The following is an 18,752-nucleotide window of genomic DNA, read 5'->3' as shown; positions in this document are numbered from 1 at the left end:
CGCTACGCCCGGCCTTGTTGGATGCCCAGCACCAGAGTCCACAGCCACAAGATGGACAGCAGCAGCACGCCGATGACCATCAACGTCCCCCAAGGCACCACTGGCGAGGCGGGCGGGTGCGGAGATGCAGGCGAAGAGGGCGGAGGGCCGGGGGGCTGGACAACGGTTTGAACTTCGGGTTCAGTCAGGGCAGATTTGGTCATAGAGGAGACTCCATGCTGCTAGGCTTTCGCGTGCCCATTACCAGAGCATTACGGCGGACGGTAAGACGTGCGACAGGTGAGGACAGCAGGGTGTGCCGGATACGCAGAAACAACGCGGAGTCCGGGGCAAGCGGCTGTGGGGTTTCTTCGTCGCCGGAGGGCAAGTTCAGGCCAGTTGCATGGTCTTATCGGGAAGCTGGAGGCGCGTCCTCATCTGGGGCAAGGGCGGGGTGGAAATCCAGTTCAGCAAACACGCAGGGACGCTCATGCGCTCGGCCAACTGCACTGTGTCGGACAGGGGCGTATGCCCGATCTCGTCGCGCAGATATAGGCGGCAGGCAGAATTAAGGCCTTCCGGCGCGTCTAGCAGAGATTTGCGTCTAACACGAAACTCAAATGACTCCCTGAACTAAGGCGGGTTCGCCAGTGGGTGGCCCCTCTTGTTTCACAGCGCCCCTCTCCCACAGCTGGAGAAGGAATCACACATGTTCGGAACTGGCTCAGCTCGGTTGCTCCACAGATTATTGATTCCTGCTTAGGTTGGCAACATCTTGGGAACATGGAGCTGGAAGGTCAACCCCCCCGTTGCTGGCGCAACGCCCCCCCTTAGAGGGGAGGACAACAGCTACTTCGCTCCCCTCTAAGGGGGGCTGGCTGCACAGCAGACTGGGGGGTTCGCCTGAAATCTTCAACGGTCAATGCTGGCCACGTTTAGATGTTGTTCAGCCGTACAGGAATCAATAGCTCCGGCCTGCTTGGTTCAGTGTGGCGGCGCAAATTGCGCTGGTCTGACCGTCTGCCTCTATGCGCTTGCTAGCTTCCACAATCACTTGTTTGCTCAGCAGATCGGCATAACTGAAATTTAGAGTGCGGGGCGTACCGTACACGACTGTACGTGTCTGGAAAGACTGGGCTAAAGCTCAGCGAAGAATCGCACACCCGGCTTAACCCCACCTTGTTCCACTTGAAAGACAGGTAACTGCAACACTGTTGCATTATGCTGCGGCCATGTTCGAGCCTTTCCAAGGCGCGCCGGGCCAGAGTGAACAGGCTTTGCCTAGTGGCCCGGCTCCGTCCCTCTCCACCACTCACTTGCAGGGCTGGTGGCAACTGACTCAGGCCCTCAGCACCGCCCAAACGCCCCAGCACGTCACCGACGCGGTGGTGCAAGAAGGGATTGGGGCTATGGGGGCGCAGGCGGGTTCCGTAATGCTGCTGGGCCAGAGCGGAACAGCGCTGACCATCGCGGCGTTTTCGGGTTATACCCTAGCGCAGGTGGAACCTTGGCGTGTGTTGTCTCTTGACCGAACGACGCCAGCCACCCAAGCGTTCAAGCAGAGTCAGGCTCTGTTTATAGAAACAAAGCAGCAGGCCACGCTGGATTACCCCCTGCTTCAGGACACGCTGCAACATTTTTCGGGCAGCATCGTGGCTCTTCCGTTGGTGGTTCAGGATCAACGCTTGGGTGTCTTGAGCCTCAGCTTCAATGCTCAGCGGTTGTTTTCAGAAGTCGACCGGTTGTATCTGCTGTCGCTGGCGAGCCAGTGCGCTCAGGCACTCCAGCGCACCACCGCGTTGCAAGAGGCTCAAGTCCTCAATGACCGCCTCGCTTTTCTGGCCGAAGCCGGTGAAATCCTGAGTGGCTCGCTGGATATGACGGTGACGCTGAACACCATTGCCCAGTTGGCTGTGCCGCGCTTGGCCGATTGGTGTGTGATCAGTCTGCCGACCTCAGATGGTCTGCTGGTGCCCGTGACGGTGGTGCATCAAGACCCTACGATGGTGGACTTGCTGCGCCAGTTCATTGCCCGGAATCCAGTCGAGATTACAGCCGAAAACGGCTCTGGCCGGGTGTTTTTGACCAACGTACCGGAGCTGGTTCCTGTGGTCACCGATGAAATGTACGACGTTATTCCTCAAACTGAAGATTGGAAAGCTGAGGTCAGGCGCTTGCAACTGCGTTCCGTCATTACCGTGCCGATGCGGTCACGCGGGCGGGTGGTTGGCGTGTTGGGCATGGCCCGCACCAGCCTAGACCGGGTGTATGGCCCCGCCGATCTGACGTTTGCTCTAGAGGTGGCTGCGCGGTCGGGTGCCGCAGTCGAGAACGCCAGCCTGTATGGTCAGGCCCAACAAGAAGTCTTGATGAGGACGCAGGCCCAACAGGAGCTTGACGCCGCGTTGCTGCTGCTGGAAGAACGGGTGAAGGAACGCACCCACGAACTGGAACAGGTGAACGGAGAACTCGAAGCCTTTGCCTACTCCGCTTCGCACGACCTGCGAACACCGATTCGGCACATCACGAGCTTTGCCCAGTTGCTCAACCGGCACTTGCAGGTCAGCGATCCGCGGGCCTCCCGACTGCTCGACCAAATTCAGCAGGCGGCCACACGGCTTACGGCTACGGTGGACGGGATTCTCAGTTTGTCTAAATCCAGCCGGTTGCCCCTCCAAGTCGAGGCGGTGGATCTCAATGCGGTGGTCAGAGACGTGGTGCGGGGATTGGCCGCTTTTCACCCAGACCGGGTTATCGACTGGCAACTTGCCCCCTTGCCCGTCGTGCAGGGCGACGCGGCGCTGCTGCAATTGGCCCTGCAAAACCTGCTGGACAATGCCGTGAAGTACACCCAGTTTCAACCGGAAGCCCTGATTCAGGTGGCGGCTCAGGAAGAGGACGGCGAATACCTCGTCACGGTTCGGGACAATGGAGTGGGATTCGAGGCCGAGTACGCCCACAAGCTCTTTGAAGCCTTTCAGCGGCTGCATCATCCCGCCGAATTCGAGGGCACCGGTATCGGACTGGCGAATGTCCGCCGGATTGTGGGGCGGCACGGCGGGCGGGTGTGGGCCGAGAGTGAGCCGGGGCAGGGAGCCTGCTTTTCGCTGAGCCTGCCCAAGTCGGTCTGAGAAAAAGCGCTTGTTGCCTGATGGCTCATCTCTAGACTTGTCTCCGTGATGTGTGGACGTGGCTAAGCACCAAATCTAGCTGCGTAGTTCCACCACAGCGTTTACACGGGATCAAAGTCCTGAACATCTGGTGTTGCCCTCGGCCCTTGTGGGACTCGTAGAGAAGGCGTTGCAAGAACGGCGGGTGAGGGGTCAACGGGCAGGTTAAACTCTTGCAACTTCTGGAACGCTGTGCTGAGGGCACTTCTAACTTGAGGTGCTGACATCCTCTGACTCCCGCTCACCGGATGAAGGCCGCCGCAGTCCATCCAGCAGGAGAGTGATGACCCCGTCGGCCTGCGCTCGCCACCCCGGACGGTCACGGGCCGCACCGATGCCGTGTAAGGCCATCATCACGGCACCAGCGCCCACATCGTCTCGGACACTGCCGTTTCTTACGGCGGCAGCCACCAAGTCAGTCACGGTTTGTTCGAGCGCCTGACTGCCTTCTGCGAGGGCGTCCGAGCGGGTAGCCATCAGCGTGGCAAACGTCCGGGCCAGCCCCTGATGGGCGTCCATGTGGCTCACCATGCCACGCAGGAAAGTCGCTAAGGCTTTTTCTGCCGGAAGGGTGGCCTGCAACTGGCGAGCGCGGTCACACAGCGCAGCAATTTCTCCGTGATAGACGGCCTCGGCCAGCGCTTCTCGGGTTGGGAAATGACGGTACAGCGTGCCAATGCCCACACCGGCCAAGCGGGCAAAATCATCGAACCGCAGGTCGAAGTCTCCGGCGTCGAAGATCTCTCGGGCCTTGCTGATGAGGGCCTGACGGTTGCGTTGGGCGTCTGCGCGTAACGGCTTGGCGGCGGTCATCTGAGTCCTCCTGTTGACAAACGGAAACTATTTCCATATTTTAAGAAGTGGAGAGAGTTTCCATTTCGATTGTACTCCATGAGGTGCAGGATGAAAATTTTAATGTTTGGACGAGGCGTGATTGCCACCCTGTACGGCTGGGCCTTAGAACAGGCTGGGCATGAGATCGAGTTTTACGTCCGGCCAGGCCGCGCGGCAGCGTATGGCAAGACAATCAAGCTCGATCTGCTGGATGCGCGGCGGCGGATGTGGGGGCGGCGGGCCGTGCAGCACTGGCCGGTACGCTACCGCGAGGCGCTGGCACCAGACCACGACTTCGATCTGATCGTGTTGAGCGTGTCGCACCACCGACTCACGGAGGCCGCCGCCTTCCTGACGCCGCGCATCGGCAAGGCAATCGTGTTGGTTTTCAGCAATATTTGGGCTGAGCCACAAGCCGCAATCGGCGACTTGCCTATCGCCCAAGTCGCGTGGGCTTTTCCCCAAGCAGGCGGCGGCTTCGGCCCAGACGGCGTTCTGCGCGGAGCCATGCTGCCCTCTGTAGTTTTTGGCACCTTCGGGCAGCCCCCAACCGAGCGTGAGCGGGCCGTGCGCCAGATGTTCCGGCAAGCTGGATTTCGGCTTCAGGAGCAACCCGACTTTCGCGGCTGGCTGTGGATTCATGTCGCCTTTAACGCTGGCCTGCACTCTCAGGGCGTGAGGTTGGGGTCGTTGTCCAAGCTGATCGGCAGGGCGGGCGACTTGCGTGAGGCACTGCTGGTAAACCGCGAGCTGGTGCCGCTCCTTGAGGCACGCGGCATTGACCTGCGGCGACACCGGGGCGCGTTGCTGCCCTTCCGTGCGCCCATCTGGCTAACCGTCCCCTTGCTCGTCTGGGTGCTCGCTCATGTTCCACTGGCGCGCGCGAGTATGGAGGCGCAAGTCGACCCTGAGGCGCAGGAGCCGCGCGAAATCTGCCGAGATGTTTTGGCGGAAGCCCGACGATTAGGCGTCTCGGTTCCCCGACTGGAAGCGGCGGAACCGTATTTTACCGATTAAAGGAAGGGCGGAGGCGGCTGACCAGCGACAAATCAGATTGGCAACTCAACCACTGGGTAATGCACCGGACAGGATGAATGGCGAGACCTACGTGTGTGAACCCAAGACAAGAAGTTCTGCGACGACGATATGTTCAGCAGGGCTCCGGCGAACCTACCAGTCGCGGTTGACGGCTTTTTCCTGAGCACGGGCGTAATGGATGTAGACCTCGGTGGTAGACGCCTGTGAATGGCCCAGAAAATCACGGGTATCAAGTAAGTCTTTGGATTCGGTATAAGCCCGTGTGCCTGCCGTTCGCCGCAGGCCGTGTACCTTGCGTTTGGTCCACGCGACACCTGTTTTGGCGCACAACCGCCGCACGATGTCCTGCACCCGGTCGGTGGAATTGGCGATCAGCACATACGGATGGGGGAGATGGGCCACTTGATCCAGCCAGCGGATCAGGGCCGCCTCAGCACGGGTAGACAGCACCACTTCACGGGTTTTGGCCCCTTTGCCGTATACCAGCACGGTCGGTGGATCGGCATACAGGTGCACGTCTTGTTTCTTCAGGCCCGCAATCTCAGCATTTCGCAGCCCACAGTCGGCCCCGAGGGTAATCACCACTGCGCCTTCTGGGGTGGCCGCCGCCAGCAGCACTTCCACTTCTGCCAGCGTATAGGGCTTGCCCTTTACCAGCGGAGGACGGCCATCGGCGGTAGGCCGGGCAAATTTGAAGGGATCGTCGGCTTTGACGCCTGACCACTGCAAGGTTTCGTGCAGGGCGCGGCACGCGGCGAGGTACCCGCCCACCGATGTTTTGACCATGCCCCGGCCCTCAAGGTGGCGCAAGAAAGCACGCCCACTGTCGGGCAGAGGCCGAATGAGCATGACGCCGTGCTCATCGGCCCAAGCCCAATAGATGCGGATGCAGAGTTTGTATTTTCGCAGGGTGCTGGGACTGATCTTGGTGCCCCGCCGCCCATGCAGCACGAGGTAGGCCTGCACCAGTTCCCACATGCCGTCAAGGTCATGATCCTGCACCGCCTTGAGCGCGAGGCGGCGACGTTCACTGACCTCCATGGTGGCGGCCCGCTGCGCCGTTCCGGCCAGATCAAGCTTCGCCGCCATCAGTTCTAAGCTGCTCATGTCTGAGTGAGTGTAGCAATTCTAGACAGGAACCGGGGAAGACTAGGCCGGAGTTCAAGTGACGGAAGGTAGATAGAAGGCCATTGCTATACCTACTTTGTACTTGCACACCCGTCCACTGCACGCTTTTCACAGTGTCAACCCTAGAGGCAGAGAGGGTGATGTCAACCACCACCAACAGCTGTTCGCGCCTTTGGGCCACTTGTATTTCATCAAAACCAAATGACCTGACTGGCCAAGAATCTGAGAATAAGGCACTTGTTGTGCGTCAGAACAACTCAAGGAACTGTCCATTTGGCACGCTATTCTGGGCGGCATGGATTCGTCTCAAGCCGTCGAACACTTCCTCCAGCGGCATCCACCGACCCACACCCGGCCTGTTCCGGAAGCACGCGCCGCCGCGTATCAAGACATTCTTCCCGACGAACTGCCGGCTCTCTGGCGCACGGCAGGGTGGGGCAAATACGGCGGTGGGCTGATCGAACTGATCGACCCAGCCGACTACCAAGACGTTCTGAACGGCTGGCTCGGTGCAGACAGGACTGGAACGCGCACGCCGTTCTTGCTCAGCGCGTTTGGGGTGTTGTACTACTGGCGGCGACTGGGCGAGGTTCAGCCGGACGGGCGCTACGAGGGATACGACGTGGCGTACATCAACCCGCACGACTCGGATACGGGTGTGGTGGCTTGGGACGCGGCCACTTTTCTGGGCGAATATCTGGGCGCTGACGAGCTGACTTACGATCTGGATCCCTTTGATTTGTGGCTGACCCTCCAAAGCCGTGCCGCCACCGAACTAGGTTCTGGAATGATCTACGGTTTCGTTCCGGCGCTGCGGCTCGGCGGAGAACCTGACCCGCTCACGGCTGCTCCCGTGCAGGCTCCCGAACATCTGGAGCTGCTGCGGCAACTGGCTGAATGACAGCGACTGAGACGATGGTTAGGCTGAAGTACACCTGACGACGCCCGCTGGAGCGAGAAAGACTGCGTTGCACAGGGGAGGGGAGTGCTCGCACGGCTCCTCAACTGCTAGGCCGACATAAAACGCCTTCTCCCCCTGACCCAGACGGCGCATGTCCCAGAAATCTCAACTCTCACCGCCTTCGGTGTGAGGAGGGTCAAGACAGTCCCAGCAGCAGCCACCAGCCCACCAGCAAACTCCGCCCAAGCCACAGCAGGGTTCGCGCCCAATTCGTCTTGACCAACCGCGCGTGCCCACTCGGGTCAAATCCGGCGGCCAATTGGCGGTGTGCCGGAGACTGGAAGAAGGCCGTCGAGAGCCAGATCAAGACGATCAGGGCCAGTCCCAGCGCGGTGGATGCAGCAGACACCAGCGGTGGTGGACGTAACAGCAAGGCCGTGCCTGTTGCCAGTTCCGCGAGCATCAGCGGCGCGACCAGCCAAGTGATACGCCGGACGTGTTCTTGCTGGTACGCGCCGTAGCCTGTCTCCCCGACGCGGGCGAACAGGGGGTAGTGGACGAGTTGGATGGTGAGGATCAAGCCAGCCAAGGCCCAAGTCAGCGCGGCGTGGACGACGAGCAGCATGGTCTGAGTCTGACATGCAGCTGCAAACGACAACGCATTTTCTCCGGCAATGACGGCTGGATGCCTTCAAGAGTGCTTCTATTGAAGTGCAGGTGAAATTATTTTGTGGTGCTTCCCGCGTAGCCTACGCCGTAGCGGGAATAGGCCTGAACCGGTTCGTTGCCCGCAAAATCGACTTGCAAGTAGTAGCGGGTGTCGTCCAGCTTCTTGATGATCTTCCGGGTAGTTCCATCAATAATGTGCCCCGTCGAAATCTGCGCCGTGCGGCCATCGCGCGTAAAGTTGACCCATTTCGGCAAGCTGTTGGCGTTGTTGGGGTCGCGCACGTCGATGCTCGCGATTTGGCGCGGCGCTTGGCTGGGGAGGCCACTGATGTCAAAGATATGTACGGCGCGGTTATAGGAATCCAGCACCCACGCTTCTTTCTCATCGGGGCTGAGGGCGACGCCGTGACTCTGCGTAACCGGCCACACCGCGTCTACCCAAGGAAAACCCTGCACCGGCACACTGAAGAGCTTTTGGCCCGTTACGAGGTCACCGATCTCAAATCCAGAGAAATGGTCTAGGTTGACGAACACCAGTGTCTCGGCGTGGTTGATCACGAAGGGCCGAATGCCCGAGTCCGGCCCACTGGTCAAAAAGGGGCCGACCCGCTGGACGATCTGGTCGGTCTTGGTATCTGCCACCGTGAGGTAGTTGGACTTGATGCCGCCCAAATAGACCCGCGCGCCACTGGCTCCCATGTTGGTGTTGTGCGCTCTGGGCGAGACGACAATGCGGGTCAATTCGTTGCCTGTCGCGCCGTCGAGGACAAACCAGAAATTGCTGGTGCCGTCTTCTCCACTGGGCATATACAGCTTCTTGCCGTCTGGCGTGATCTGCAAGCTATCGACCGAAGGCGAGTACTTGCGCGTCCAGATCACCTGTTCGGTCTTCAGGTCAAACGCCATCAGGTATCCAAATCTTACTTGCCCCCGGTATTTGGCGTCGTCACGGTCGCCCCAATACGGAATGTAAAGTCGGTCGGTCACCGCGTTGGCCGCGATTCCGCGCAGACCGTACATGGCGGGCAGAGAAATGGTGTTGACGAGGGTGTGGCCCTGATCAATGTCGTACACCTTGATGGCTCGGTCGACTGCGACGTATTTCAGGTGCCGCACGGCGGTGGGGGGAAGCGCCGTGCGGCAAGTGACTTTCGGATCGGCCCAGTCGGCGTGATCAAAGCGGATGCCATCGGTGCCTCCGGTAGCCACCAAGCGCAACTGGGTCTTGTTGGTCACGTCTAGGTCGACGGTTTTCGTGACGCTCGTGCCAGTCATCAGACCGCTGCCGTAAGCCTGCACGCCGTCCAAAAACACTTGAAAGACGACGCTGCCCTGAGGGCCCACCTCGTCGTCTACGCCAATATCGGCGGTGAAGCGGGTGCAGGACGCGCCGCCGCTGCCCGTCAGATTGAAGGTCAACTCGCTGCCCGCGTGGGTGCCGAAGCCCAGCGCGTAGGTTTTGCCGTTGAGGGTCAGCGTGTGGCCGTCACTGGCCCCTTGTTCCCCATTGCTGCGGTTTTTCTCGATTGGCCCCCAAGCGTTTTTGGGCGAGAGGATGGGTTCGTACTGCAAGGTATTGGTGCCGGCGCCGAGAGCGAGTTGCTGAGGGCCGTCTGCCGGAGCAGGAAGATTCTGACTTGGGCCAGAGAGCCCCACCGGCCCACTGTTGCCGCAAGCCAAAAGAACCAGAGGAAGACTGAGACCGAGAAACAGCCGGGTTGCAGCATAAGCGTGCATTGAACCTCCAGCCCCTCAGAACGCAGTGCAAGCGGGATGACTGGAAGTGGGGGTAGAGTCATTTTGTCATGCAGGCTCGGCGCAACAGCTGCATTTCTGTACCACGGGCACTTAATACAACACTAAAGGTCAGACATTCAGCAGGGAAAGCTAAGGCAAGTGCAGTAAGGGCGGTTAGAGAAGTGTAATGAAGGCCGTGGAATAAAACAGTATATAGAAGCATTCCCGTGTGATAGGTGCAGCTCATCATTCTCGTTTCATTTCGGGCGGGATGAGACGCGGCTTGGCTGTCAGGGCTGGTCTTCACTGCCGCCGATATTGCTCAGCGTTGGCCCGCAGGCTGGGGCCTCGGCTTCCTCTGAGAGCCGCAGGTCTACGAAATTGCGAGTGGAAGCCCTACAGTTTGACGCTTTTGTTCGAGTGGGAAAGAAGATGGTCTACGCGGTATAGAGCGTATCCGCTCCTGTCCCGGACATAGCGTGGTGATGCGGAGTCCATAAATTGATCGCGGTGTAGGTTTGCATCCATAAGGTGCTGCGGAAGGTCAATGTACCGAACCCGTTGCCATGCTGCGACTCACTTCTCCTTTAAGGCCACCACCGTGTGGGCACAGAAATTCCCTAAAGCATTACGCTTGACATAGGCCCACACCAACAAGGTGGGGTTGAGTTTTGGAGCATAGGGCGGCAAATACACCAAAGACAGGAGGGTCGTGGTTCTCCACGACCCTCCTGTACAGATTGGCTCAATGAATGCTGGCATTGTCCAGCACCACAACACTTTCCTCCGGGAGGCAACGCAACAAATGTTGGAAGAACTGAACCACATCTCCAGCTCGGATCGCGCCGGTCTTGGTGTTTTATAAGAATTGCCCAGCTGAGTTGATCGCACCAATGGTCGACAGTTTCTCCCATTTTGCGGGTAAGGTGACCAAGGGCGTCACGCCCTTGATTGACCACGCTCTTCTGCGAACCCCTTTCAGGGCACACCCCACCTCATCGAGGTGCACGAGTGCCGCGCCCTTGGCGACCTTTTTTTCCAATTTCAGGGCACCCTGTTCCCGCCAGGAAGCGATCCGAAGCTCGTTGCGTTCTGCCGCGCGTCCATCCGGCGTCTGCGGAGTGAAGCCGAGTCGACGCAGAATGTGGCGGACATGGTCGTGGTGGTACCACACGTCAAAGCGTCTACCGATCAGGTTTTTCACGCGCCGGGCTGTCCAAGTCTCGTCTGGAACGCCTTGCTGCACGGCACCCTCCCGGAGTTGCTCTCCGTGCTCGGTCGTGAGCCGCGAGGCGGCTCCTCCTGCCACCGTGGCCTGAAGACTCCCCGTACATTTGAATCGGCCTTTCCAGCTGTATACGGTGAGCACCGAGACCCCGAGATGATCGGCGATCTTTTGATTCTTGTGCGTGTTCTGGGCGATCCAGTCGAGCACCGCGAGGCGGCGCTCTTCAAGTTGAGCACGGGAAAAATGGGTGGGCTGCCAGCCGGACAGACGCCAAGAATACGAGTGCGGACTTATAACGTGATCAATAGACAGAAAGTACTTTTGGTGTGAAGGTGTCAGTCTTGATGAATCTCCATGCTGGATGGCTGACTGCCTGTCGGCGACGGCCTCCGTTTGTCGCCTCTAGTAGAAAAGAGCTGTAAACGCTTGCATCGACTGAGTGTGGGGGTCTCTGACCGAACCTTTTGTTAATACCTGAGGCAAAGAGGTTATGCTACCTGAGAAGGAGCATTCTCAGGTATATGTCTAGATAAGCATGTTTGTCAGGAGAAGGCCGGGAGAACGTCTGGCCGTCCAACTGCACAGTTCAAGCCAGCGCAGGAGTGCAGACGAGCCACGCCTTACTTCTGAGATCAACCTAGTGTTGAGCAGGCCAACAACACGCTTGGGCCTTATGTATCGCGGTACTTTCATACCGAGACGAAAAATGCACAACTCAGACAGCAAATCCAAGGAGTCGGTCTAAAATCTGCTTTGACAAAAGGGTCAGGTGTGTACCCCTCAAAACAAATCGGAGGCCCCTTCTTGGCCTTCCTGCGAGCTCACTTTTTCCTCACTTAGGGTCTGAGTCAAGATCAGTCGCTCAGTGTGAGCAGATTTAAACCCTAATGCGAGAAAGCGGACTGGAGTGAACCCAAAGTAGCGGGCCAGCCGGTAAGTCGATTCTAGGCGTAGTGACGTCGGGCGATCCCCGTCGACTGCTGTCAACGCCAGTGCCTCTGGATATGACCTAGACTACGACTCCTCGGGTAAAGCTGTCTAACAGGCTCGGTCAAACAATCCCTATCTGAATGGAGGTTTTTTGCGACCGGCAACGCCGTGATTCGACTTCGGCTGGCTTGACCAGACGTGTCCACAACACACTCAAGCCCGAGTTCTCGCTGTCTACTTCACCCGGACAAAGGCGCTGTAACTGCCGTAACTGCTGTCCTGAAGTCACAGAACGCGCTGGCCGCCTTTGCCGGCCTCGAAGTAAGCGTTGTACACCCTGGGTTTGTGCTCAATTTCACTGAAGGTGATCTGCCAGTTTCTCTTAATGGCGAGCTTGCCGCCGCTGGCCGCACTCTGAAAGGTCTGCGCGCCGATCACGTTGCTGGCAAAACCGGTGGCTCCAGCGCTCAGGCCCGTGGAGGAGTTGACCCACTGGGTCATGCCGCCAGCGTCGCTGCTCCACTCGCCCTTCAGGTCGTTGGCGCTCACGGCGAAACGGTTCATTCCACGGAGATCACGGAGGCGGTTGACGCGGTCAGAGCCTCCCTCGTGATGTGTTGTCGGACCCAATTTATATTCCTAAATAAACGCGTCTTGGTCAGGCATGACAAGTTCAATCCAGCCGCTGCTGGCCTGATTGAACGGCGCCACGTGCACGCGTTGCCCGGTTTCCAGACTGGTGGCAGCCGCGTCAACCAAGTGGGGCCGTTCGGAGTTGAGGGCATCGAATTTCTGCTCGTAGCCCTGAATATCGCGGTAGCGTGGAACAATCAGCGTGTTCCAGGCCAGGCCGATGAACTTGTCGGAGTCGGGTTCGTAGGCCGGGGCAGGGTGCGGACAGTGAAGCCGAACGGTGGTAGTGCCCTTGTTGGACAAAATCCAATCTTTTTGCTCGACCGAGACCCAGCCGCCGTCGAAGTTGGTGGTATTGAAGGCAGCCGCTGGTGATCAAGCACGCTTCCGCCCCCTCCTGGTTGACAGATTCGGAGGTTCAGTCCCCCAGCGTACAGGAAGCGCTTGACACGGTTGGCCTAAACCCTGACCAGTGGGAGACCGTTGTTGTGGGCCCCCCGGAACGCCAAGTGACTGAAACCTCCAGCCCCGACGGTCAGGTCAGCACCATTAAGGACAACATCATCGCTTTGAAGCGGCTGGGCTTGTGACAGCTGATAGGGAAAAGCCCAGCCGCCTGTTGCTGCCCGGATGTGCTGTACGGCAAGCTCCCGGTGCCTCCAATTTTATCACGCTAGATCATTTATCATAAGAATGACCGAGCGGAGCGAGTGAATTGTACTGAGCAGGACGGAGAATGGAGTGATCAGAAAAAGTCTTCTGATCACTCCATTTGGACAACTGCTCTAGAGCCTCATCTGCGCGCCATTTCCATTTCAGCGGGTTCCGTGCGGGCGGCTTTCAAGATAGTGTGGGCCACCGCTTCTGCCGAGTCGGGGGCGGGCATCGGCTGGTTGCCGCCGGGACGCCAGTTGCCCAGATCCGCTGGGCGCAGGGCGTTTTTGCCAAAGTCGGTGGTGGTCTGGCCCGGATGGAACAGCACGACCCGGATGTTGTCGGCGGCCAGCTCGTTGCGGGCTGTCAGGCTCAGCCCGTTCAGGGCGTATTTGGTAGACGCATACGCGCCGATACCCGGAATCGCCATTTTGCTCACGCTCGAACTGATGTTGATGATCACGCCCCCACCCTGCGCCCTCATCTTCGGGACGACGGCCTGAAGGGCGTAGAGCGGCCCGAACAAGTTGAGTTCGATGATCTGGCGGTACACCTCAGGATCAATGGTAGCCACTGGGCCAATCGCCGATTGCCCGGCATTGTTGATCAGGATGTCAATTCGCCCAAAACGCTCATAGGTTTTCTCGATGAGGGCGTTGACCTGCACAGGATCCGTCATGTCGGTGGGAACGATCAGCGTTTTGGCCCCGCTGGGCAGACTCTGGGCGATGGCGGCCAATTTGTCGGCAGACCGGGCGGCAAGAACGAGTTTCGCGCCTGCCGCGGCGAACACGCGGGCGGTAGCCTCGCCAATGCCCATTGAAGCTCCAGTAATGATAACGACGCTGTCTTGTACATTCATAGGTATTCCTCCCAAGGAAGTGGTGGGGTGAGCTGCCTGAACATCGACGTTCAGTCTCCAGACCAGTGACCCGCCATGCAGCCGTCAAGCCGGAGTGGAGCACCAGGACGCCCCACACTCGCCTCGCCACCAGACGTTCAATCCGCTACACTTGTTAAACGGAACGCTGTTCCAATACAATACGGAACACGATTCCGTTTGTCAAGACTGAAGGCAGCGGCAGGATGAACGCACCGCATGAACCGGGCAAAATCACTGCCCTTCCCAAGCGAACCGGTGCGCGGCGCAACGAGCAGACCTTGCTGGACATCGCCGCCCTGTTCGTCACCTCCGGCGTCGAGGTGGAACTCGCCGACTTCCGTGCAGGCCGAAGTGTGCGTCGCTTGGCAGCAGCTCATGGCTGAAAGCGGCGACATCAAAGAGGATGATGCCCACGACTGGCTAGACGTGGAATTCGCCGAGCCCTGTCCCAACTGAGCAACCCCCAGCGCTGGGGGTTGTGGCTTGGTCTTACAGAGATTCCCTCGTTCAGTTGCTGCTCAACTGTTAAGAGACGTAAGCAAAGTAATGACGCACCTGAGGGGGAAGACTGATCGCCACGGCAGCCCCCAAATAAACCACTCCGAATGCAATGATCATGAGTGCCAGCGATCCATAGCTCATGAGCACTACGCCTGCCACCACCGTTTGCAGGCCCGCGATCGTCATCAAGAGAATCGACACCACTCGGGCCCACTTTTTTCCGTGGTACAGCTGCCAGCAGAGGCCAAGAGTCAAGGCAAACCGGATCAAGGACGTGAATTTGATGGGATTTCCGGTGAACAGCGGCAGCACAATACTTGTGGCTGAAACCAGCAGAACAAAGGCGATCACAATGGCCACAATGCGGTGACCGAACAAAACAGATTTCTCAGACATACCTCATGGTATTGAACTGAGGCGATGAAGTTGACGCACATCTGTTGCCCCTATTGGGGGGAGTTCCAGAACACCAGAAGAACCCCCGGCAAGAATTCTTGCTCCAAGGAGACCTGCCTATCATGGCGGAACTGGCTACCGCTGGAGCGTGAAGCAAGCGTGGCGGAACTTGATGCCGTCTAGGCTTTGGAGCTGTCAGATTCCTGAAACACGGTCAGGCGCACGCTGAATCATGCCGAAAGACAAGCCGGCTCCGCCCCCACCACCGCCCCCCAATCCCGACAAAGATGGCAGCACGAAGAAGGGCGGGTAAGTCGAAACAACCCGACTGCCCCGCCCTGATCTGCGCTGATGCGTGGGCGGGCGCTTGCGGCGTGGGGATGATGGACACCCCGCAGAGTGGCCACGATCAGCCCTCCTCGGCAGACCGGGCTTCTTGACGCCAGGCCTGCGTTTGCAGGGCTTCAAGGAGCCCGGGCACGGCCGTCAGGAACCACACCCACGGGCGCAGCAGCGTCCATTTCGGGGTGGTCATGCGAATCAACACCGGCCACAGGCGGCCCAGACGGATATCACGGCTGAACCACGCTTCCCGGATCACGCTGCCCAAACAGACGACGGCGAGCAGGGTGTAGAGACTGAGGGCGACAAACACGGCGGCCCAGATGAAGCCCTCCCCGGTGGAGTGGGTGAGCGCTGCGCTCAGCATCTGACCCGCCAAAAGAACACCAGGGCGGCCAGACTGCACAGCAGCAGCAAGATGGCGGCGGTGATGAGCCCGTTTCTCCACATGAACGCAAGGTAGCGGCCTCGGTCTGACAGTCACCCGACAAGGCGTGGGCGCGAAGCTGTTTGGCTCTGAAGTCAGTCGGAAGCCAGTACGCTAGAGATCCCTCCTCTCGGAGGTCTCAATGCGGATACTCCAGTCTACTCCTAACCAGCCTTGCCCTGAGTGCCTGTCCTGGCCAAGCACCGGGCGGACAAAGCGGCCCCACCCTCCCTGCTCTTGCCCTGAAGTGGTCTCGCCTTGAACCCAGCACCTTTGGTGGCCCTCATCGGAGATCTTTCCGTACGCCCTCTGGCTCTCTCACCGCTTCTCGTTGAGCCAACGTGACGTTCAAGAATGACTTTAGGAACGTGGCACCCTGGTCAGTCACGAAACCCTGCGCCAATGGAACATCCCTTTCGCACCGCTCCTGACTGAAGACCTGCGTCACCGGGAACCCCGGCGGGGTTCTCGGTGGTTCTTGGACGAAGTATGCATCGGGATCGGTGGCAGGAAACACGGGTTGTGGCGGGCAATCGACGAATCCGGCGTCGTTCTCGACCTCCTTTGACAGGCTCGGCGAGATACCCAAGCAGCACAGACCTTTCTCCAAAGACTCTTGATCAATCACGACGTGCCAGACGTGATCCACACCGACAAGCTTTGGAGCTCCGGAGCGGCACTCAAAGAACTCCCGGTGCTCCACGCTGCGGAGCACGTCCAGGTCATCTCGGCGGCGCGCGGCAATACCCTGACCCTGCAATCTCATCGCCCGACTCGACAACAGGAACGAAGCCAGATCGGCTTCAAGAACCCAAGGCGAGCACAGGAATTCTTAGCCCTTCACGCCCGTGTCTTGCACCTCCACCCGCACACCCGAACCACTGTTCGCGCCGCCCTTCGAAGATCAAACCAAGACCATGCTCATTTGGCGTGGCGAACTGCAGTTGAAGTGGCCAGCTGAAGTCCAGACGGCCACCGACCTCACTCGGCCGGTCCCTGATTAACTTGCCAGAACCCCTGGGTGCGCGGGCATGGAACGCAACGTAGAGGCTCAGTGGCCGTCCAGATGAGTGGTGCTCCATTGACGGGAACCCAGCTTCGTTCCTCCTCTTGCCCCTCCACTTGACAGCGCTGCCCCATCATGTAACAGTGCAGGTGTCATGAGTTTCGACAGCCGACTTTCTAGTGTTCTTCATCTGCTCCTTCATCTGATGGAGACCCAAAATGCCATTCCTTCGGATCGCCTCGCCGCCGCTCTGAACAGCAACCCAGTGGTCGTCCGCCGCACGATGGCTGGGCTGCGGGACGCGGGACTGGTCTCCTCTGAAAAGGGGCACGGCGGCGGCTGGCGACTGGCCTGTGACCCGGCCCACACGACCCTACTCGACGTGTACCGGGCGCTGGGTTCACCCACGCTCTTTGCTCTGGGCAACCGCTCCGAACGCCCGACCTGTCTGGTCGAACAGGCGGTCAATGCCGCTCTGAACGACACATTGCAGCAGGCCGAGGCTCTGATCACCGCGCAGCTTCAGGCCCTGACATTGACGGCCCTGGCGAGCGACTTTCAGTTCCGATTGAAACAGGCGCAATCTAACCAAACCCTCTGCGCTCCACAGGAGAACCCCCATGCTCTATGACGCCCTGATTATCGGCGGCAGCTACGCTGGACTGTCCGGCGCAGTGCAGATCGCGCGCAGTGGCCGCTCCGTCTGTGTTCTTGACGGCCGCCAGCCCCGCAACCGCTTCGCTCCTCACTCACACGGCTTTTTTGGTCAGGATGGTCAGTCTCCACGCGTCATGATTGCCCAGGCCCGCGCTGATCTGGCCGCGTATCCCAACGTGACCTTGATCGATACTCTGGCCACACAGGCGCGGCGGGAAGGAGACCAGTTCAGCATTACCCTTGCGTCGGGCGAGATCCTGCACGCTCAGAAACTGCTGCTGGCTTACGGCGTTGTCGATCTGCTGCCGGAGATCCCGGGCCTGGCGGAACGCTGGGGGCAAACGGTCTTGCACTGCCCGTACTGCCACGGCTACGAAGTTCGGGGGGGGCACTTAGGCGTGCTGAGCGCCTTGCCGCAGTCCACCCACCAAGCGCTCCTCATTTCAGACTGGGGCCGCGTCACTTTTTTTCTGAATGGGCAGCCGCTGCCGGACGCGACGACGCTGGCCAAATTCGCCGAACGTGAGATCGAGATCGAGCCTGAAACAGTGGTCGGTCTGGAAGGCGAAGCTCCGGGTTTAGACGGCGTTCGCTTGGCGGATGGTCGCCTGTTCGGCCTAGACGCCCTGTTCGTGGCCTCGCGTATCCGCCCGGCGAGTGATCTGGCCGAACAACTGGGGTGCGCTGTTGAAGAAGGTCCGCAGGGGCCGCTCCTGCGGACGGACGCGACCAAACAGACCAGCGTGGCGGGCGTCTACGCAGCGGGCGATCTCACGGCGCGGGGTGGGAACGCTTCTCTGGCGGCCGCCGACGGGGTGTGGGCGGGCGTGTCGCTGCACCAATCCCTGATTTTCGGGCCACTCGCACAGCTGGAGGGAGTCCTTCCCGCGTAAGTGCAGGCCGCAGCACACAGGAGCCTTCGCCGGAGAACGTGATTGAAACTCCGTTGCCCATCCCACCACCTCACCACACCGGCCCGGAGAAACCGACATGAATCACCCATCTCCTCTCTCTACAGCCCGAGCCTCTTGGGAGCAGCGGTACCAGCACAACCCACGGCCTTGGACGGGGCAGGCCAATGCCATCCTGGCGCGGTGGGTGCAGCCGCTGACGCCGGGCAGCGCGCTGGATCTCGGGTGTAGCGAGGGCAACAGCGCCGTGTGGATGGCCCAGCAGGGCCGGCAAGTCACGGGCGTTGACATCTCGGCTACGGCTTTAGACCGCGCGGCACAGCACGCCGCGGATGCGGGCGTCAGCACCCGCACCCGCTTTGAACAACACGATCTGGAACAGAGCTTTCCAGCGGGGCAGGTTGATCTGGTGTACGCGCTTTACTTACAGTCCCCCGTAGCCTTTCCCCGGGATATAGTGCTGCGGCAAGCGGCGGACGCCGTCGCTATTGGCGGCCTGCTGCTGGTGATCGAGCACGCCTCGGCCCCTTCCTGGGTGAAAGACTCGGAGGTTCAGTCCCCCAGCGCACAGAAAGCGCTGGACACGATTGGCCAGGACCTTGACCAGTGGGAGACCGTTTTTGCAGGAACTCCGGAACGCCAAGTGACTGAAACGTCTAGCCCCGATGGTCAGGTCGGCACCATCAAGGACAACATCATCGCTCTGAGGCGGCTGAAATCATGACGGC

General features: G+C 59.6%; 18 protein-coding genes and 2 pseudogenes. 8 read left to right on the top strand and 12 right to left on the bottom strand.

The window, feature by feature from the left end; genetic code table 11:
• Nucleotides 1-2: 2 nt before the first annotated feature.
• Nucleotides 3-203, bottom strand: coding sequence for a hypothetical protein (locus tag E7T06_RS13130; RefSeq protein ID WP_136366236.1), 201 nt, complete (start codon nt 201-203; stop codon nt 3-5).
• A gap of 737 nt (nt 204-940) precedes the next feature.
• Nucleotides 941-1,090, bottom strand: a complete 150-nt coding sequence (locus E7T06_RS21260) for a hypothetical protein (RefSeq protein WP_168733524.1) — start codon at nt 1,088-1,090, stop codon at nt 941-943.
• Between the two features lie 121 nt (nt 1,091-1,211).
• Between E7T06_RS21260 and E7T06_RS13125 the strand changes: the two genes are divergently transcribed.
• The gene (locus E7T06_RS13125) at nt 1,212-3,110 is read left to right on the top strand and encodes an ATP-binding protein (RefSeq protein ID WP_136366235.1); all 1,899 of its coding nucleotides are present in this window, start codon (nt 1,212-1,214) and stop codon (nt 3,108-3,110) included.
• A 246-nt stretch (nt 3,111-3,356) separates the two neighbouring features.
• Here the strand turns inward: E7T06_RS13125 and E7T06_RS13120 are convergent, their stop codons facing one another.
• A complete protein-coding gene (locus E7T06_RS13120; protein ID WP_136366234.1) occupies nt 3,357-3,962 on the bottom strand; it encodes a TetR/AcrR family transcriptional regulator in 606 nt (201 codons plus the stop codon).
• Nucleotides 3,963-4,052: 90 nt separating this feature from the next.
• Between E7T06_RS13120 and E7T06_RS13115 the strand changes: the two genes are divergently transcribed.
• The gene (locus E7T06_RS13115) at nt 4,053-5,000 is read left to right on the top strand and encodes a 2-dehydropantoate 2-reductase N-terminal domain-containing protein (RefSeq protein WP_136366233.1); all 948 of its coding nucleotides are present in this window, start codon (nt 4,053-4,055) and stop codon (nt 4,998-5,000) included.
• A 153-nt stretch (nt 5,001-5,153) separates the two neighbouring features.
• On the opposite strand, the gene E7T06_RS13110 is transcribed toward E7T06_RS13115, so the two are convergent.
• Complete coding sequence (locus tag E7T06_RS13110; RefSeq protein ID WP_136366232.1) at nt 5,154-6,128, bottom strand: tyrosine-type recombinase/integrase; 975 nt, start codon at nt 6,126-6,128, stop codon at nt 5,154-5,156.
• 316 nt (nt 6,129-6,444) lie between these two features.
• Between E7T06_RS13110 and E7T06_RS13105 the strand changes: the two genes are divergently transcribed.
• Nucleotides 6,445-7,050, top strand: coding sequence for a GAD-like domain-containing protein (locus E7T06_RS13105; protein ID WP_136366231.1), 606 nt, complete (start codon nt 6,445-6,447; stop codon nt 7,048-7,050).
• Nucleotides 7,051-7,246: 196 nt separating this feature from the next.
• Here the strand turns inward: E7T06_RS13105 and E7T06_RS13100 are convergent, their stop codons facing one another.
• The 6 genes and pseudogenes from E7T06_RS13100 to E7T06_RS13075 all read right to left on the bottom strand — a co-directional run bounded on the left by E7T06_RS13100 (nt 7,247) and on the right by E7T06_RS13075 (nt 13,763).
• Nucleotides 7,247-7,675, bottom strand: coding sequence for a hypothetical protein (locus tag E7T06_RS13100; protein ID WP_136366230.1), 429 nt, complete (start codon nt 7,673-7,675; stop codon nt 7,247-7,249).
• A gap of 98 nt (nt 7,676-7,773) precedes the next feature.
• Nucleotides 7,774-9,456 carry an NPCBM/NEW2 domain-containing protein gene (locus E7T06_RS13095; protein ID WP_136366229.1) on the bottom strand — a complete coding sequence of 561 codons (1,683 nt, stop codon included), beginning with the start codon at nt 9,454-9,456 and terminating at the stop codon, nt 7,774-7,776.
• Nucleotides 9,457-10,035: 579 nt separating this feature from the next.
• Nucleotides 10,036-10,951, bottom strand: a pseudogene (locus E7T06_RS21835) (IS630 family transposase); the annotation flags it as partial.
• A 948-nt stretch (nt 10,952-11,899) separates the two neighbouring features.
• Nucleotides 11,900-12,178 (bottom strand): hypothetical protein, encoded by a 279-nt coding sequence (locus E7T06_RS13085; protein WP_136366228.1) that lies wholly within the window; start codon nt 12,176-12,178, stop codon nt 11,900-11,902.
• Nucleotides 12,179-12,253: 75 nt separating this feature from the next.
• The gene (locus E7T06_RS13080; protein WP_136366227.1) at nt 12,254-12,550 is read right to left on the bottom strand and encodes a hypothetical protein; all 297 of its coding nucleotides are present in this window, start codon (nt 12,548-12,550) and stop codon (nt 12,254-12,256) included.
• Between the two features lie 490 nt (nt 12,551-13,040).
• On the bottom strand, nt 13,041-13,763 hold the full coding sequence (locus E7T06_RS13075; protein WP_136366226.1) for an SDR family oxidoreductase: 723 nt from the start codon (nt 13,761-13,763) through the stop codon (nt 13,041-13,043).
• Nucleotides 13,764-13,987: 224 nt separating this feature from the next.
• Between E7T06_RS13075 and E7T06_RS13070 the strand changes: the two genes are divergently transcribed.
• Entirely contained in the window at nt 13,988-14,167 is a 180-nt protein-coding gene (locus E7T06_RS13070) for a hypothetical protein (RefSeq protein ID WP_205750924.1), read from the top strand.
• A 142-nt stretch (nt 14,168-14,309) separates the two neighbouring features.
• On the opposite strand, the gene E7T06_RS13065 is transcribed toward E7T06_RS13070, so the two are convergent.
• Both E7T06_RS13065 and E7T06_RS13060 read right to left on the bottom strand, forming a co-directional pair.
• Complete coding sequence (locus E7T06_RS13065; RefSeq protein WP_136366225.1) at nt 14,310-14,681, bottom strand: hypothetical protein; 372 nt, start codon at nt 14,679-14,681, stop codon at nt 14,310-14,312.
• 409 nt (nt 14,682-15,090) lie between these two features.
• On the bottom strand, nt 15,091-15,390 hold the full coding sequence (locus E7T06_RS13060) for a hypothetical protein (protein WP_136366224.1): 300 nt from the start codon (nt 15,388-15,390) through the stop codon (nt 15,091-15,093).
• 352 nt (nt 15,391-15,742) lie between these two features.
• Here E7T06_RS13060 and E7T06_RS13055 point away from each other — a divergent pair.
• The 4 genes and pseudogenes from E7T06_RS13055 (at nt 15,743) to E7T06_RS13040 (ending at nt 18,748) form a co-directional block, all read left to right on the top strand.
• Nucleotides 15,743-16,411 (top strand): annotated as a pseudogene (locus tag E7T06_RS13055) (IS6 family transposase).
• Nucleotides 16,412-16,610: 199 nt separating this feature from the next.
• On the top strand, nt 16,611-17,087 hold the full coding sequence (locus E7T06_RS13050; RefSeq protein WP_136366223.1) for an Rrf2 family transcriptional regulator: 477 nt from the start codon (nt 16,611-16,613) through the stop codon (nt 17,085-17,087).
• Nucleotides 17,077-18,006, top strand: a complete 930-nt coding sequence (locus E7T06_RS13045) for an NAD(P)/FAD-dependent oxidoreductase (protein WP_136366222.1) — start codon at nt 17,077-17,079, stop codon at nt 18,004-18,006. Before E7T06_RS13050 ends, E7T06_RS13045 begins: the two co-directional genes overlap by 11 nt.
• 97 nt (nt 18,007-18,103) lie before the next feature.
• A complete protein-coding gene (locus tag E7T06_RS13040) occupies nt 18,104-18,748 on the top strand; it encodes a class I SAM-dependent methyltransferase (RefSeq protein WP_136366221.1) in 645 nt (214 codons plus the stop codon).
• Nucleotides 18,749-18,752 lie beyond the last annotated feature (4 nt).

The organism is Deinococcus sp. Arct2-2 (assembly GCF_004801315.1).
In the GTDB taxonomy this organism is placed as follows: Bacteria; Deinococcota; Deinococci; order Deinococcales; family Deinococcaceae; genus Deinococcus.
This window is presented reverse-complemented; position numbering and strand designations above follow the sequence as displayed.

What these genes read in the sequence shown, in the direction of transcription:
- E7T06_RS13130 (WP_136366236.1), bottom strand. Translation starts at nt 203, where the DNA reads ATGACCAAATCTGCCCTGACTGAACCCGAAGTTCAAACCGTTGTCCAG.
- E7T06_RS13125 (WP_136366235.1), top strand. Translation starts at nt 1,212, where the DNA reads ATGTTCGAGCCTTTCCAAGGCGCGCCGGGCCAGAGTGAACAGGCTTTG.
- E7T06_RS13120 (WP_136366234.1), bottom strand. Translation starts at nt 3,962, where the DNA reads ATGACCGCCGCCAAGCCGTTACGCGCAGACGCCCAACGCAACCGTCAG.
- E7T06_RS13115 (WP_136366233.1), top strand. Translation starts at nt 4,053, where the DNA reads ATGAAAATTTTAATGTTTGGACGAGGCGTGATTGCCACCCTGTACGGC.
- E7T06_RS13110 (WP_136366232.1), bottom strand. Translation starts at nt 6,128, where the DNA reads ATGAGCAGCTTAGAACTGATGGCGGCGAAGCTTGATCTGGCCGGAACG.
- E7T06_RS13105 (WP_136366231.1), top strand. Translation starts at nt 6,445, where the DNA reads ATGGATTCGTCTCAAGCCGTCGAACACTTCCTCCAGCGGCATCCACCG.
- E7T06_RS13100 (WP_136366230.1), bottom strand. Translation starts at nt 7,675, where the DNA reads ATGCTGCTCGTCGTCCACGCCGCGCTGACTTGGGCCTTGGCTGGCTTG.
- E7T06_RS13095 (WP_136366229.1), bottom strand. Translation starts at nt 9,456, where the DNA reads ATGCACGCTTATGCTGCAACCCGGCTGTTTCTCGGTCTCAGTCTTCCT.
- E7T06_RS13085 (WP_136366228.1), bottom strand. Translation starts at nt 12,178, where the DNA reads ATGAACCGTTTCGCCGTGAGCGCCAACGACCTGAAGGGCGAGTGGAGC.
- E7T06_RS13075 (WP_136366226.1), bottom strand. Translation starts at nt 13,763, where the DNA reads ATGAATGTACAAGACAGCGTCGTTATCATTACTGGAGCTTCAATGGGC.
- E7T06_RS13070 (WP_205750924.1), top strand. Translation starts at nt 13,988, where the DNA reads ATGAACGCACCGCATGAACCGGGCAAAATCACTGCCCTTCCCAAGCGA.
- E7T06_RS13065 (WP_136366225.1), bottom strand. Translation starts at nt 14,681, where the DNA reads ATGTCTGAGAAATCTGTTTTGTTCGGTCACCGCATTGTGGCCATTGTG.
- E7T06_RS13060 (WP_136366224.1), bottom strand. Translation starts at nt 15,390, where the DNA reads ATGCTGAGCGCAGCGCTCACCCACTCCACCGGGGAGGGCTTCATCTGG.
- E7T06_RS13050 (WP_136366223.1), top strand. Translation starts at nt 16,611, where the DNA reads ATGAGTTTCGACAGCCGACTTTCTAGTGTTCTTCATCTGCTCCTTCAT.
- E7T06_RS13045 (WP_136366222.1), top strand. Translation starts at nt 17,077, where the DNA reads ATGCTCTATGACGCCCTGATTATCGGCGGCAGCTACGCTGGACTGTCC.
- E7T06_RS13040 (WP_136366221.1), top strand. Translation starts at nt 18,104, where the DNA reads ATGAATCACCCATCTCCTCTCTCTACAGCCCGAGCCTCTTGGGAGCAG.